Origin of the sequence: Vreelandella lutescens (genome assembly GCF_014640815.1) — a bacterium.
Lineage (GTDB): Bacteria > Pseudomonadota > Gammaproteobacteria > Pseudomonadales > Halomonadaceae > Vreelandella > Vreelandella lutescens.
In genome coordinates, this window is sequence record NZ_BMHM01000005.1 from 25,642 (window position 1) to 38,621 (window position 12,980).

Annotated in this window: 11 protein-coding genes and 2 tRNA genes; all 13 read right to left on the reverse strand. The window is 56.0% G+C overall.

The genetic code is table 11. The features are described from left to right. Positions 1 to 110: 110 nt before the first annotated feature. Positions 111 to 2,273: a polyribonucleotide nucleotidyltransferase gene (pnp, locus tag IEW65_RS13205; RefSeq protein WP_188639954.1), complete on the reverse strand. Its 2,163-nt coding sequence runs from the start codon at positions 2,271 to 2,273 to the stop codon at positions 111 to 113. A 137-nt stretch (positions 2,274 to 2,410) separates the two neighbouring features. Then, entirely contained in the window at positions 2,411 to 2,680 is a 270-nt protein-coding gene (rpsO, locus tag IEW65_RS13210; protein WP_009723734.1) for a 30S ribosomal protein S15, read from the reverse strand. Positions 2,681 to 2,786: 106 nt separating this feature from the next. Next, entirely contained in the window at positions 2,787 to 3,707 is a 921-nt protein-coding gene (gene truB, locus IEW65_RS13215) for a tRNA pseudouridine(55) synthase TruB (RefSeq protein ID WP_188639955.1), read from the reverse strand. Beyond that, positions 3,707 to 4,120, reverse strand: coding sequence for a 30S ribosome-binding factor RbfA (rbfA, locus tag IEW65_RS13220; protein ID WP_083023355.1), 414 nt, complete (start codon positions 4,118 to 4,120; stop codon positions 3,707 to 3,709). Before rbfA ends, truB begins: the two co-directional genes overlap by 1 nt. A gap of 17 nt (positions 4,121 to 4,137) precedes the next feature. Beyond that, positions 4,138 to 6,723: a translation initiation factor IF-2 gene (infB, locus tag IEW65_RS13225; RefSeq protein WP_188639956.1), complete on the reverse strand. Its 2,586-nt coding sequence runs from the start codon at positions 6,721 to 6,723 to the stop codon at positions 4,138 to 4,140. 27 nt (positions 6,724 to 6,750) lie between these two features. Continuing rightward, on the reverse strand, positions 6,751 to 8,265 hold the full coding sequence (gene nusA, locus IEW65_RS13230; RefSeq protein ID WP_188639957.1) for a transcription termination factor NusA: 1,515 nt from the start codon (positions 8,263 to 8,265) through the stop codon (positions 6,751 to 6,753). A 70-nt stretch (positions 8,266 to 8,335) separates the two neighbouring features. Next, complete coding sequence (gene rimP / locus IEW65_RS13235; RefSeq protein ID WP_188639958.1) at positions 8,336 to 8,797, reverse strand: ribosome maturation factor RimP; 462 nt, start codon at positions 8,795 to 8,797, stop codon at positions 8,336 to 8,338. 320 nt (positions 8,798 to 9,117) lie between these two features. Then, positions 9,118 to 9,194: transfer RNA gene (locus tag IEW65_RS13240), tRNA-Met, on the reverse strand. A 149-nt stretch (positions 9,195 to 9,343) separates the two neighbouring features. Further along, positions 9,344 to 9,430 (reverse strand) — tRNA-Leu (locus tag IEW65_RS13245). Positions 9,431 to 9,462: 32 nt separating this feature from the next. Continuing rightward, entirely contained in the window at positions 9,463 to 9,822 is a 360-nt protein-coding gene (gene secG, locus IEW65_RS13250) for a preprotein translocase subunit SecG (protein WP_188639959.1), read from the reverse strand. A 4-nt stretch (positions 9,823 to 9,826) separates the two neighbouring features. Continuing rightward, a complete protein-coding gene (gene tpiA, locus IEW65_RS13255) occupies positions 9,827 to 10,576 on the reverse strand; it encodes a triose-phosphate isomerase (protein WP_188639960.1) in 750 nt (249 codons plus the stop codon). A 130-nt stretch (positions 10,577 to 10,706) separates the two neighbouring features. Continuing rightward, positions 10,707 to 12,056 (reverse strand): phosphoglucosamine mutase, encoded by a 1,350-nt coding sequence (gene glmM / locus IEW65_RS13260; protein ID WP_188639961.1) that lies wholly within the window; start codon positions 12,054 to 12,056, stop codon positions 10,707 to 10,709. Beyond that, positions 12,053 to 12,970, reverse strand: coding sequence for a dihydropteroate synthase (folP, locus tag IEW65_RS13265; RefSeq protein WP_188639962.1), 918 nt, complete (start codon positions 12,968 to 12,970; stop codon positions 12,053 to 12,055). Before folP ends, glmM begins: the two co-directional genes overlap by 4 nt. Positions 12,971 to 12,980: the final 10 nt, after the last annotated feature.

A 12,980-nucleotide genomic window follows, 5' to 3' on the forward strand; every position in this document is an offset into this window, starting at 1 on the left:
ACACAAACAGAACCTATACAGGCAGTACCTTTACAAGCAGTGCCGATACAAACAACACCGCCCCCGCAGCCAGGGGCTGCGGGGGCGGTCGGTCATACGCGTAACGCTGCTTAGCTAGCGACGTCCGCTTCGGCAGCAGCAAACGCTGCCTTCTCTTCTTCGGTGATCTCTTTGATCGAGAGCTTCACGCGATTGCGGTTATCAATATCCAGTACTTTGACGATGACATCGTCGCCTTCATTCAGGAAGTCGCGAACGTTGTTGACGCGCTCCTGGACGATTTGCGAGATGTGCACCAAGCCATCGGTACCCGGCATGATGTTCACAAAAGCACCAAAGTCGGCGATACGCACCACTTTGCCGTTATACAGCTTGCCGATTTCCGCTTCAGCGGTAATCGCCAGTACGGTATCGATAGCTTTTTTAGCCGCCGCTTTGTCTTCCGCGTAAATGCGCACGGTGCCGTCATCATCCAGATCAATCGATGCGCCGGTATCTTCGCAAATTTTACGGATAGTCGCGCCGCCTTTACCGATCACGTCACGAATCTTATCGGGATCGATTTTGATCGTTGCCATGGACGGTGCGTTTTCAGACACGTCGGTACGGCTTTGGCTGATCACGGCGTTCATCTGAGCCAGGATACCAATGCGTGCTTCGTGTGCCTGCTGCAGCGCGGTCTCCATGATCTCTTCGTTGATGCCTTCGATCTTGATGTCCATCTGCAGAGCGGTAACGCCCTCTTCAGAACCGGCCACTTTAAAGTCCATATCGCCCAGGTGGTCTTCGTCACCGAGGATATCGGTCAGCACCGCATAGCCGTCTTCATCTTTAACGAGGCCCATGGCGATACCAGCCACCGGCGCTTTCAGCGGAACGCCCGCATCCATCAACGCCAGTGAAGAACCACATACCGATGCCATGGAGCTAGAGCCGTTGGATTCGGTAATTTCCGACACTACACGAATGGTATAGGGGAACACGTCTTCAGACGGCAGCATGGCCTGAACACCACGGCGCGCTAAACGGCCGTGACCGATTTCGCGACGCTTGGGGCCACCCATAAAGCCAGCTTCGCCAACCGAGTAGGGAGGGAAGTTGTAGTGAAGCATAAAGCGGTCTTTACGCTCGCCTTCCAGCGACTCGATCAGCTGCGAATCGCGCAGCGTGCCCAGTGTCGCCACGGCAATCGCCTGGGTTTCACCACGGGTGAAGATGGCAGAGCCGTGAGTTTTCGGCAGCACGCCAACTTCAATGGCCAGCGGGCGCACGGTGACGTTATCGCGGCCATCGATACGCGGCTCACCTTTGACGACGCGTGAACGCACGACGCGCTTCTCAAGCGCTGCGAATGCGCCCTTCACGTCATCTTTGCTGAACTTACCTTCTGCTTCTTCGCCTTCAGCGGCCACTAACTGCTCAACGGCTTCATCTTTCAGGGCCGCTAGCGCGTCCTGGCGAGCCATTTTGTCGGTGATGCGGTACGCTTCGCCTACTTTGGCTTCAAAGGCGTCGGCCATGGCGGTTTTCAGCGCCACGTTCTCAGCAGGAGCCTGCCATTCCCAGCGCGGCTTACCAGCTTCAGCGACCAGCTCTTTAATGGCGTTAACCGCGACCTGCATCTCCTGGTGGCCAAACAGTACCGCCCCCAGCATTTCATCTTCCAGCAGCTCTTGCGCTTCTGACTCCACCATCAGTACGGCGTTTTCCGTACCGGCAACCACCATGTCCAGCTCAGACGTGGTCAGCTCTTCAACCGTGGGGTTCAGGAAGTAGCCCTGCTCTTCGTTGAAGCCAACGCGCGCAGCGCCAATCGGGCCATTAAACGGTACGCCAGAAATGCTCAGCGCCGCCGAGGTGCCCAGCATGGCCGCGATATCCGGGTCATGATTACGGTCAGTCGACAGAACGGTACAGATAACCTGTACTTCGTTCATAAACCCTTTGGGAAACAGCGGACGGATCGGACGATCGATCAAACGCGAGGTCAGGGTCTCTTTCTCAGTCGGGCGGCCTTCACGCTTAAAGAAGCCACCGGGGATTTTGCCGACTGCGTAGGTCTTCTCTTGGTAGTGTACCGAGAGCGGGAAAAAGGGCTGGCCTGGGTTCACATCTTTCTTCGCCACCACCGTACACAGTACGACGGTCTCGTCCATGGTGACCATCACGGCACCTGTGGCTTGGCGAGCGATACGCCCAGTTTCTAGAGTGACGGTGCTACGACCGTATTGAAACGTTTTTTTGACCGGATTCACGGCTACTTCCTTTAACATTAATAGCTACTTGTCTTTTCGCTTGGGTCGTTTTGACTCGCCACCATTCTAGGCGTTGATGCGCCTTACGGCTACCACAAACAAAAAAACGGGCAGCTCGCAAGGAGCTGCCCGTTTCGAATCATTGCCGGTACTGCTTAGCGGCGCAGACCCAGACGCTGAATCAGAGACTGATAGCGTTCGAAATCTTTACGCTTCAGGTAGTCCAGCAGCTTACGACGCTGGTTTACCATGCGGATCAGACCACGACGAGAGTGGTGATCCTGCTTGTTGGTTTTGAAGTGGTCCTGCAGGCCGTTGATGTTAGCGCTCAGCAGTGCAACCTGAACTTCAGGGGAACCGGTGTCGTTGTCGCCGCGGCCGTATTCGTTGACGATCTCGGCCTTTTTCTCAGCGGTTAATGCCATCTGTCTCTCCAGTAAGCAATATGCCTAAAAATGAATGGGTGAGACCACGCATATTTGCAGTCTCAAGCTACTATTTTCCCGCAAATCGCCGCTTCCTTGCAACGTTTTACGAAATGGCGACTGTACTTAACAGCCGCTTGGGCGCTACTTCCTCAGGCCCTTTTACAACGCCAAGGCCGATAAACGTCTCAGCGTAATAAAGTCGTGTTAGCGCATCCGGTGATAACTCACCCGCGGCTAAGTAGGCAGACTGCCCATGGGCAAGACGCCCATAAGAGGCCTCGTCGACACTCAGCGAAGGTAGATGGTCGACCAGCACATCCGCAGGCATTAATTCTGCCTCACGGCTGGCTTGGTCTACCAAGGCTTCCAATGCTTCTAGCGTCCACATGGCGTCGCCATTAAACGGCCCCGTTTTAAGCCTGCGCAGCTGGCTAATATGAGCACCACAGCCCAGAGCATGGCCAATATCTTCGGCCAACGTGCGAATGTAAGTGCCTTTACTGCAGCTTACTTCCAGCTCAAACGCGGCGCCCTCAAAGGCAAGCAGGCGCGCATCATACACGCTAACCCGCCGCGCTGCACGCTCTACGTGTTTGCCCTCACGGGCCAACTCGTAGAGCTTTTTGCCCTGATGCTTGAGGGCCGAATACATCGGCGGCACCTGCTCAATCTCACCGCGAAACTGCGTTAAGACCGACTCCACCGCCTCAGCCGTGAGTGATGGAACCTCACGCTGCTCAATGATCGTGCCTTCTGCGTCGCCGGTATCGGTGATCACCCCCAGCTCGACGCGGGTGCGATACATCTTGTCGGCTTCCAGCAGATGCGCGGAAAACTTAGTGGCCTCCCCCAGGCAAATAGGCAGCAAGCCTGTCGCCATAGGGTCCAGCGTGCCGGTATGCCCGGCTTTTTGCGCCTCAAACAGACGACGCACACGCTGCAGCGCGTGGTTGCTGGAGATGCCTTTCGGCTTATCCAGCAGCAGCACGCCATTCACCGGTAATCCACGACGGCGACGAGCCATTAACGCGTCTCCTCACCTTGCTCTTCACTGCCGCCCTCATCATCCGCTTGACGGGCACGGTCAGTGGAGACCGCTTCGTCAATCAAAGATGAGAGGTGCTGGCCGCGTACCACGCTTTCATCAAAATGAAAGCGCAGCTCCGGTACGTGACGCAGCTTAATACGCTTGGCAATTTGGCTTCTTAGAAACCCTGAGGCGCGTTTCAGCACCTGCAGGTTCTCTTTGATACGCTCGGGCTCCTGTTCACCCAGCAGGGTGACATAGATATCGGCGTAGCCAAGATCACGGCTAACGGTAGCACCGCTGACCGTGACCGTGCCCAAGCGCGGGTCTTTCACTTCGCGTTGGATCAGTACCGCCAGCTCCTTATGGAGCTGGTCGGCTACTCGGTCGGTACGCTTAAATTCGCGCATGCTTGCTCCTCGCGGCCTTACAGGCTGCGCTCGACCTTCACTTGGTCAAAGACTTCGATCTTGTCGCCGACCTGGACATCGTTGTAGTTCTTCACGCCGATGCCACACTCCATACCGTTACGTACTTCTTGTACGTCGTCTTTGAAGCGGCGCAGCGATTCGAGCTCGCCTTCGTAGATCACCACGTTGTCGCGCAGAACGCGGATGCGCTTGCTGCGGGATACCGTGCCTTCGACGACCATACAGCCTGCAACGGCACCAATCTTCGGAGCGCGGAATACGTCGCGAACTTCGGCCACACCGACGATCTCTTCTTTCCACTCGGGCGCGAGCATACCGCTCATCGCCTGCTTCACTTCGTCGATCAGCTGGTAGATAACGCTGTAGTAGCGCAGATCCAGGCCTTCACGCTCGATGATCTCGCGGGCAGCCGCGTCAGCACGTACGTTGAAACCAACCACAATCGCTTCAGAAGCCAGTGCCAGGTTAGCGTCGGTACCGGTGATACCGCCCACACCTGAAGACACAACGGCCACTTCCACTTCACCCGTGGACAGCTCTTCCAACGCACCTTTGATCGCTTCCAGCGAGCCTTGAACGTCAGCTTTCAGGACGATATTGACCTTAGCCACTTCGTCTTGGCCCATCTGGCTGAACATGTTCTCCAGCTTGGCTTTCTGCTGACGCGCCAGGCGCACTTCACGATATTTGCCCTGACGGAAGTTAGCCACTTCACGGGCTTTCTTCTCATCGGCGACCACCATGAAGTCGTCACCCGCATCCGGCGTGCCGTCTAGGCCTTGGATCTCTACCGGCATGGCGGGGCCAGCGGTATCGACCTGTTGACCTAGCTCGTTGGTCAGCGCACGTACGCGACCGTAGTGCAGGCCTGCCAGTACGATGTCACCCTTCTTCAGCGTACCGTTCTGAACCAGTACGGTAGCGACCGGGCCGCGGCCTTTGTCCAAGCGAGACTCGACAACAACACCTTTACCGGGTGCTGACGGAACGGCTGTCAGCTCAAGTACTTCAGAGGCCAGCTGGATCGCTTCCAGCAGGTCTTCCATACCCTCACCAGTTTTGGCAGACACGTGAACAAACTGCGTGTCACCGCCCCACTCTTCAGAGATAACGCCGTGCTGGGAGAGTTCGTTACGAATGCGGTCAAAATCAGCACCCGTTTTATCGATCTTGTTCACCGCAACGACCATGGGGACTTCAGCCGCTTTCGAGTGCTCAATCGCCTCGACGGTCTGAGGCATCACGCCATCGTCAGCCGCGACCACCAGGATAACCACGTCGGTGGCTTTTGCACCGCGGGCACGCATGGCGGTGAACGCCGCGTGGCCAGGAGTATCCAGGAAAGTGACGCCGCCGTGGTTGTCTTCCACATGGTAAGCACCGATGTGCTGGGTAATACCGCCCGCTTCGCCAGTGGCGACTTTGGCACGACGGATGTAGTCCAGCAGCGAGGTTTTACCGTGGTCAACGTGACCCATAACGGTCACAACCGGTGAACGGGTAATCTCTTCGCCTTCATAGGAGATGCCTTCCAGCATTTCCGTTTCCAGCGCGTCATCTTTTACCAGTTTGACCTTGTGGCCCATCTCTTCCACGACGATGGCCGCTGTATCCTGGTCAATCGTCTGGTTGATGGTCACTGCCGCACCCATGGTGAACATAGCCTTGATGACTTCGTTCGCCTTGATCGACATTTTGTCGGCCAGCTCAGCAACGCTGATGGATTCAGGAATCGAGACTTCACGCACGATCGGCTGAGTCGGCTTCTGGAAGCCGTGCTTACCGTTGCCGCTCTGGCTTGCGCCACCGCGACGTCCGCCACGGCGTTCGGCACGCTTCACTTTCTTGCCACCGCCACGCTTACGCTCTTCGCGGTCGCCACGGTCTTCGTCATCGTCACGACCTTTCTTCTTCGCAGCAGCCTTTTTAGGCGGCGCGGTACGACGGTCGGTACGGCCTTCTTTCGGCGGTGCTGGCGGCAGATCGTCGCCTGTCGGCGTATCGTCGATCTCAAGCTCAGGCACCACGACATCAAGTGTCGCCGGCGCTTTAGCAGTTCTAGGCTTTGCATCAAGCTCTTTTTTACTACGCGCTGCTTCAGCTTCTTTATTACTACGCGCAGTCGCTTCCGCTACCTGTGCAGCACGGGCTTTCTGTGCAGCGGCTTTTTCCTCGGCTTCACGCGCATCAGACACCTTGCGCTCAGCTTCAGCTTCAGCCATGTCGCCCACTAACTGGCGTGGACCCGTGTAGCTAGGCTCTGCGGCTTTCGGTTTTTCGTCTTCAGCGCTTTTGACGTAGGTTTTCTTCTTACGAACCTGTACTTCAATCGTTTTACCGCGCTCGCCGGTTTTGATGCGGCTGCGGGTTTTACGCGTCAACGTAATACGGTTTTTGCTCGGCTCGCTATCACCGCCGCCATGGCTTTTCTTCAAAAAGCTCAGCAACGTCTGCTTGTCGTCTTCAGACACAGCGTCGCCTTCAGAAGCATGCTTTAAGCCTGCTTCTTTCATCTGTTCCAATAGGCGGGGCACATCGCGGCCCACTTTTACTGCAAAATCTTTAACTGTCATATCTGACATAGTGACCCTCCTAAACCCGTGACCTGTTTACTGTGTGTTTGAATCCGATGCGTCATCGACTTCAAACCAGGGCGCACGGGCAGTCATGATCAGTGCCGCTGCGCGCGCTTCGTCCAACTCCTCGATATCGACCAGATCGTCGACGGACTGCTCGGCGAGATCTTCCATTGTAACGATACCGCGGCTGGCCAGGATGAAGGCCAGGTGGCGCTCCATGCCGTCCATTTCCAGCAAATCTTCTGCCGGTTGGGCACCGTCTAGCGCTTCTTCCGAGGCAATCGCCATCGTCAGCAGCTCGTCTTTCGCACGTGCACGCAGCTCTTCTACCAACGCTTCATCGAACTCTTCGATTTCAAGCATCTCTTCAAGCGGCACGTAAGCAACTTCTTCAAGGGTGGTAAACCCTTCTTCTACCAGCAGGCGGGCAACGTCTTCGTCCACTTCTAAATGCTGCACGAAAGAGTCCACCAGGCTGTCAATCTCTTGCTCGCGCTTAGACTCAGCTTCGTCTTCGGTCATGACGTTGATGCGCCAGCCGGTCAGCTCAGAGGCTAAGCGAACGTTCTGACCGCTACGGCCGATGGCCTGTGCCAGATTGTCCTGAGCCACCGCCACGTCCATCGCATGGGCATCTTCGTCCACAAGGATAGACGCCACATCGGCGGGTGCCATGGCATTGATCACCAGCTGTGCCGGATTGTCATCCCACAGCACAATATCCACACGCTCGTTTTGCAGCTCAGACGATACCGCCTGAACACGCGAACCCCGCATACCAACGCACGCTCCAACAGGATCGATACGACGGTCGTTGGTTTTCACCGCAATCTTGGCCCGTGAGCCTGGATCGCGCGCAGCGCCTTTAATTTCAATCAGCTGCTCGGCAATTTCCGGCACTTCGATCTTGAACAACTCAATGATGAATTCAGGGCACGTACGCGACAGCTGCAGCTGCGCGCCGCGAGCATCGGCATCGACCTTCACCAACAGCGCGCGCACACGCTCGTTCATACGATAACGTTCGCCGTGGATCATTTCGTTACGGGGCAAAAACGCTTCAGCGTTTTCGCCCAGATCGATGATCAAACCGTCGCGGGTGGTCTTTTTAACGATACCTGCGACCAGCTCGCCTTCGCGATCAGCGTACTGACGAACCACTTCGGCTCGCTCAGCTTCACGTACTTTCTGCACGATGACCTGTTTGGCGGTTTGCGCAGCAATCCGGCCGAACATGGCATTGTCAATTTTTTGCTCAACCACATCGCCAAGCTTCAGCGGCGGATCGCGCTGCTCGGCAATGGTTTCTTTAATTTCGTAGTCTGGCGTTTCGAATTCGTCATCTTCGACCACGGTCCATAGGCGGAACGTATCGTAGTCACCTGTGCGGCGATCAATATGAACGCGCACATTGGCTTCTTCGTGCTCAAAACGCTTACGTGACGCGCTGGCTAGCGCGGCTTCTACCGCTTCGAAGATGACATCGCGTGGGACGCCTTTTTCATTAGAGATCGCGTCCACGACCATTAAAATTTCTTTACTCATGCGTTTGCCTCGCCAGAAAACCTGTCCTTTTGTGCATCATCCCGGCGCTTGCCGGAAGCCGCGACCCGTGTTACTTGTCGAACTGCGGGACAACGTGCGCAGAATCGATGCTTTCGATAGGAAAGCAGTACTCTTCGCCTTCCAGTTGCAGCAGCACTTCATCCCCCTCGACGCCTGCGAGAAGCCCTTGATATTTGCGTCGCCCATCAAACGCGACGCGCAGCTTCAATGCCACGTGATGGCCTTGATAGCGCGTAAACTGCTCCAGGGAGTAAAGGGGACGTGCCATGCCGGGTGACGAGACTTCCAGACGATATTCGCCGGGAATCGGGTCTTCCACATCCATAACGGCACTGACCTGACGGCTAATGTCAGCGCAGTCTTCCACGCTGACACCGCTTTCGCGCTCGATGTAAATCACCAACCGTGAATGCTTGCCCTGGGAAATATGGTCGATACCCCATAGCTCGAAGCCCATAGAGGCAACGACAGGTTCGATCAGCGCGTGAAGCGCAGCGTGTTTTGTGGCCACAGACAAAGCTCCTATAGCCGTTGCATCAGGCACCTGGCCAGGAGTCGTAAGAAAAGCTAGGTGGCTGATGGGCATTACCTGGGAATGTGCCTCTGGCTACTCGGACAACATCCGCTCGTGAGACACTCTTGGCTCGCAAAAAGCTAACAACAAACAACTTTCAAAAGCTGTATAAAAAGCTACTAACAAAAAGCCCCTTCACAGGAAGGGGCTTTTTGAAAGAAACCTGTAATACCATATTAGCATCAGGTCCCGGCGTTTTCGCCATTTCAAAGCTCAGTGTAGACCGCTTCAAAATATAAACCATGGTGCTAATTAAATGGTAGCGGGGACCGGATTTGAACCGATGACCTTCGGGTTATGAGCCCGACGAGCTACCAGACTGCTCCACCCCGCATCAATCTAGGTCGACGATAATAGACACTTGAAGGTCTTACGTCAAGAACTCATTTCAAGAACTTGCTTCAAGTGCGTCTTTCGCCTCAGGTGCCAACCCTGACTTCCTAGGGCAAAAACTCTGGGAAGCTGGTAAACCAGCAAAACAGATGGTGCCGAAGGCGGGACTTGAACCCGCACGACCATACGGTCACTACCCCCTCAAGATAGCGTGTCTACCAATTCCACCACTTCGGCATCAGGGGAGGCTAAAGAAATATACCTGACGATTACTCGCCGCTTTCCTCTAGCACTGGCGCGGTATTATCCACACCTGCAGGGCTGTCGTCAAGCGTTGGGATATTTTGCTGCTGTTCGATCATCCGCGCATCAGGAATACCCGCTTCTGGCGCTTGGCCTGCCTGGGTCGCAAAGTAGGCCAGTGCCATGGAGGTCACAAAAAAGCCTGCTGCGAGAATGCCCGTTGTACGCGACAAGAAATTACCGCTACCCCGCGAGCCGAAAACGGTTTGCGAAGCACCACCGCCAAAGGCAGCGCCTGCTTCAGCACCTTTACCCTGCTGAAGCAGGATAAGTACCACCAAGGCGACCGCAATCACCACGTGAACCATAAGAATTGCAACTTGCATTGAGTTATCCTGCTGACTGACAAATGGCGTAGAAATCGTCGGTTTTAAGTGAGGCACCCCCCACTAAACCGCCGTCGATGTCCGGCTGGGCGAGCAGCTCAGCCGCGTTACTTGCATTCATGCTACCGCCGTAAAGCAGTTTAAGCTGCTTGGCAAGCGACGCATCAAACCCTGCCTGATAAGCACGAATACCCGCCATCACCTCTTGCGCCTGCTCAGGTGTGGCCGTGCGCCCGGTACCTATCGCCCATACGGGCTCATAAGCAATCACTACGTGCAAACGCTGTTCTGGTGCTAAGCGCGCCATGATATAGCCCACTTGGCGCAAAACAACATCCATCGTGTGACCTGCATCGCGCTCTTCCAGCGTTTCTCCGACGCACAGGATAGGCGTTAATCCTGCGTCTAGCGCTGCCAGCAGACGATCAAATACCTGCTCGTCACTCTCACGGTAGAGCTGGCGACGCTCGGAGTGGCCTACCAGTACATAGCCCACCCCAAACTCTTTCAACATGCTGCCACTCACTTCACCGGTATGAGCACCTGAGTGATGAGGATTCAGCGTTTGCGCCCCTAGCTGCAGCGGCGTGCCACTGAACGCTTGGCGCGCAGCGTCTAGATAAGGAAACGGCGGAATAACCACCACGTCGACGTTGGCAGGTAGCGTGGCAGAAGCAAAGGCCTTGCCAAACGCGTCAATCAACGCCGCAGAACCGTTCATTTTCCAGTTGCCGGCAATTAATGGCGTACGCATGGATAATCCTCACTCAAGGTGGAGCGAAATGGTATAGGAGCCGCCTTGTCAAGACAACCGCTGTTGTTATCCCAATGACGGGGAGAGCGCCCTTTACTAGGTAAGAATAGGCACTTTCCCCACTCGCTGATTAGCCCAGCAGTGCCTGCACTTGGCCTGCCAGCTTATTGGCTAAGCGGTCCACATCAAGGTGCGCACGCCCTTCTACCATTACCCGAATAAGCGGCTCGGTGCCTGACGGACGTAGCAATACGCGACCTTGATCTCCTAGCTCTGTTTCCAGAGCGGCAACCGCGTCTAGCAGTGGCTGTGCCGTCATCACCTCTTTAGCGTTTGACCCGACAGGCAAGCGCACATTCACCAGTGACTGCGGTACTTTTTCAAGCCCTTTAAGTAGTGCGGGCAATGGCTTTTGCTCACGAACCATGAGCGCCAACACCTGCAGCGCCGAGACAATGCCATCACCCGTGGTTTGCACATGGCCGCATACAATATGCCCCGACGCTTCACCGCCCAGCTCCCAACCGTTAGACGCCATCATTTCCATCACGAAACGGTCGCCTACCTTGGCACGCTGAAAGGGAATACCGAGCCGATCTAAGGCCATGGCAAGGCCGAAGTTACTCATCAGCGTGCCTACCACGCCGCCTTCCAGCAAGCCACGCTCATAGCGATCGCGGGCAATCAAATAGAGAATATCGTCGCCATCCACTTCGCGACCATCAGCGTCTACCAAGAGTACGCGGTCGCCATCGCCATCAAAGGCAACGCCCAGGTCTGCGCCCTGCTGAATGACCGCCGCCCGCAGCGCTGCGGGATGAGTAGAGCCAACATGATGATTGATATTCAAGCCATCCGGCGCGGTACCAATCACGCTGACCTCTGCCCCGAGCTCGCGAAAAACGCTGGGGGCAATATGGTAGGTAGCGCCATGGGCACAATCCAACACCACTTTCAGCCCATGCAGGCTGAGCCGGTCTGGCAGCGTGGACTTACAAAATTCAATATAACGCCCGGCGGCATCGTCAATGCGTGTTGCTTTACCCAACTGCGCTGCGTCTGCTGTGGTGAGCGGCGCTTCCAGCATGGCCTCAATTTGGTCTTCCACCTCATCCGGCAGCTTTTTGCCTTCGGCGGAGAAAAACTTAATGCCGTTATCGTCAAACGGGTTATGAGAAGCCGAAATCACAATGCCTGCATCGGCACGGAAAGTGCGAGTGAGATAAGCAATCCCAGGCGTTGGCATGGGACCCAATAAGGAAACATCAACACCCGCCGCCGAAAGCCCAGCTTCCAGCGCTGACTCAAACATGTAACCGGAAATCCGCGTATCTTTGCCAATCAATACGCGCGTGCGGCCTTTCTCTCGGCGTAGCACCTGCCCTGCCGCCCAGCCAAGCTTGAGCATAAAATCAGCGGTAATGGGTGCCTGACCCACGGTGCCGCGAATACCGTCAGTGCCAAAATAGCGTCGTGTCATAATGAGAGTTCCTTATCCACGGGCGGCTCACAGCCTTCCTGCAATACCGCCCAAGCCATATTCACGGCATCCACCGTTGGCCCAACATCATGCACCCGTAGGATGCTCGCCCCGCGCTCCACCGCCATAGCGGCTAACGCCAAACCACCTGCTAACCGCTCTTCTACCGGACGACCTAGCACTTTGCCAATCATGCTTTTACGCGACATACCAACCAAAATAGGCAGCTCGAGGGCGAGCAAGGACTCCATATATTTAAGCAAGCGCAGGTTATGCTCGACGGTTTTACCGAACCCAAAGCCTGGGTCGATCAACAGACGATGACGACGCAGGCCCACTGCTTCGCAGGCAGCCACACGATCCGTCAAATAGGCCGCTACCGCTCGCTCGACCGGCTCATTATAGCTAGGCGACTGCTGCATATTCTGGGGCTCGCCCTGCCGGTGCATCAGGCACACAGGCAAACCGCTGCTTGCAGCAGCCATTAGAGCGCCTTCTCGCTCTAATGCACGTACATCATTAATCATGCCTGCACCCAAGGTGCTGGCCTCACGAATCACCGTGGCACTGCTGGTATCCACCGAGACGAGCGCGTCCAGCTCGCGCACCAGCGCCTCAACCACGGGGGCGACGCGGTCTAGCTCTTGCTGCTCAGAAACCGGTACCGCACCTGGGCGCGTTGACTCGCCTCCCACATCAATCATCGCAGCACCTTCGGCGAGCATGCGCTCGGCGTGGCGCAGCGCATCGTCTAGGGCAACATGCTGCCCACCATCGGAGAACGAGTCGGGCGTGACGTTTAAAATCCCCATCACCCGAGGAAACGAGAGATCCAGCGTATGGCGCCCGCAACGCAGCTGCAAAGCACTGCCTGCTTGGCGTGAAGGCGTTGAAGGGTCAACGTTCAGATTCATACTGCCGCCT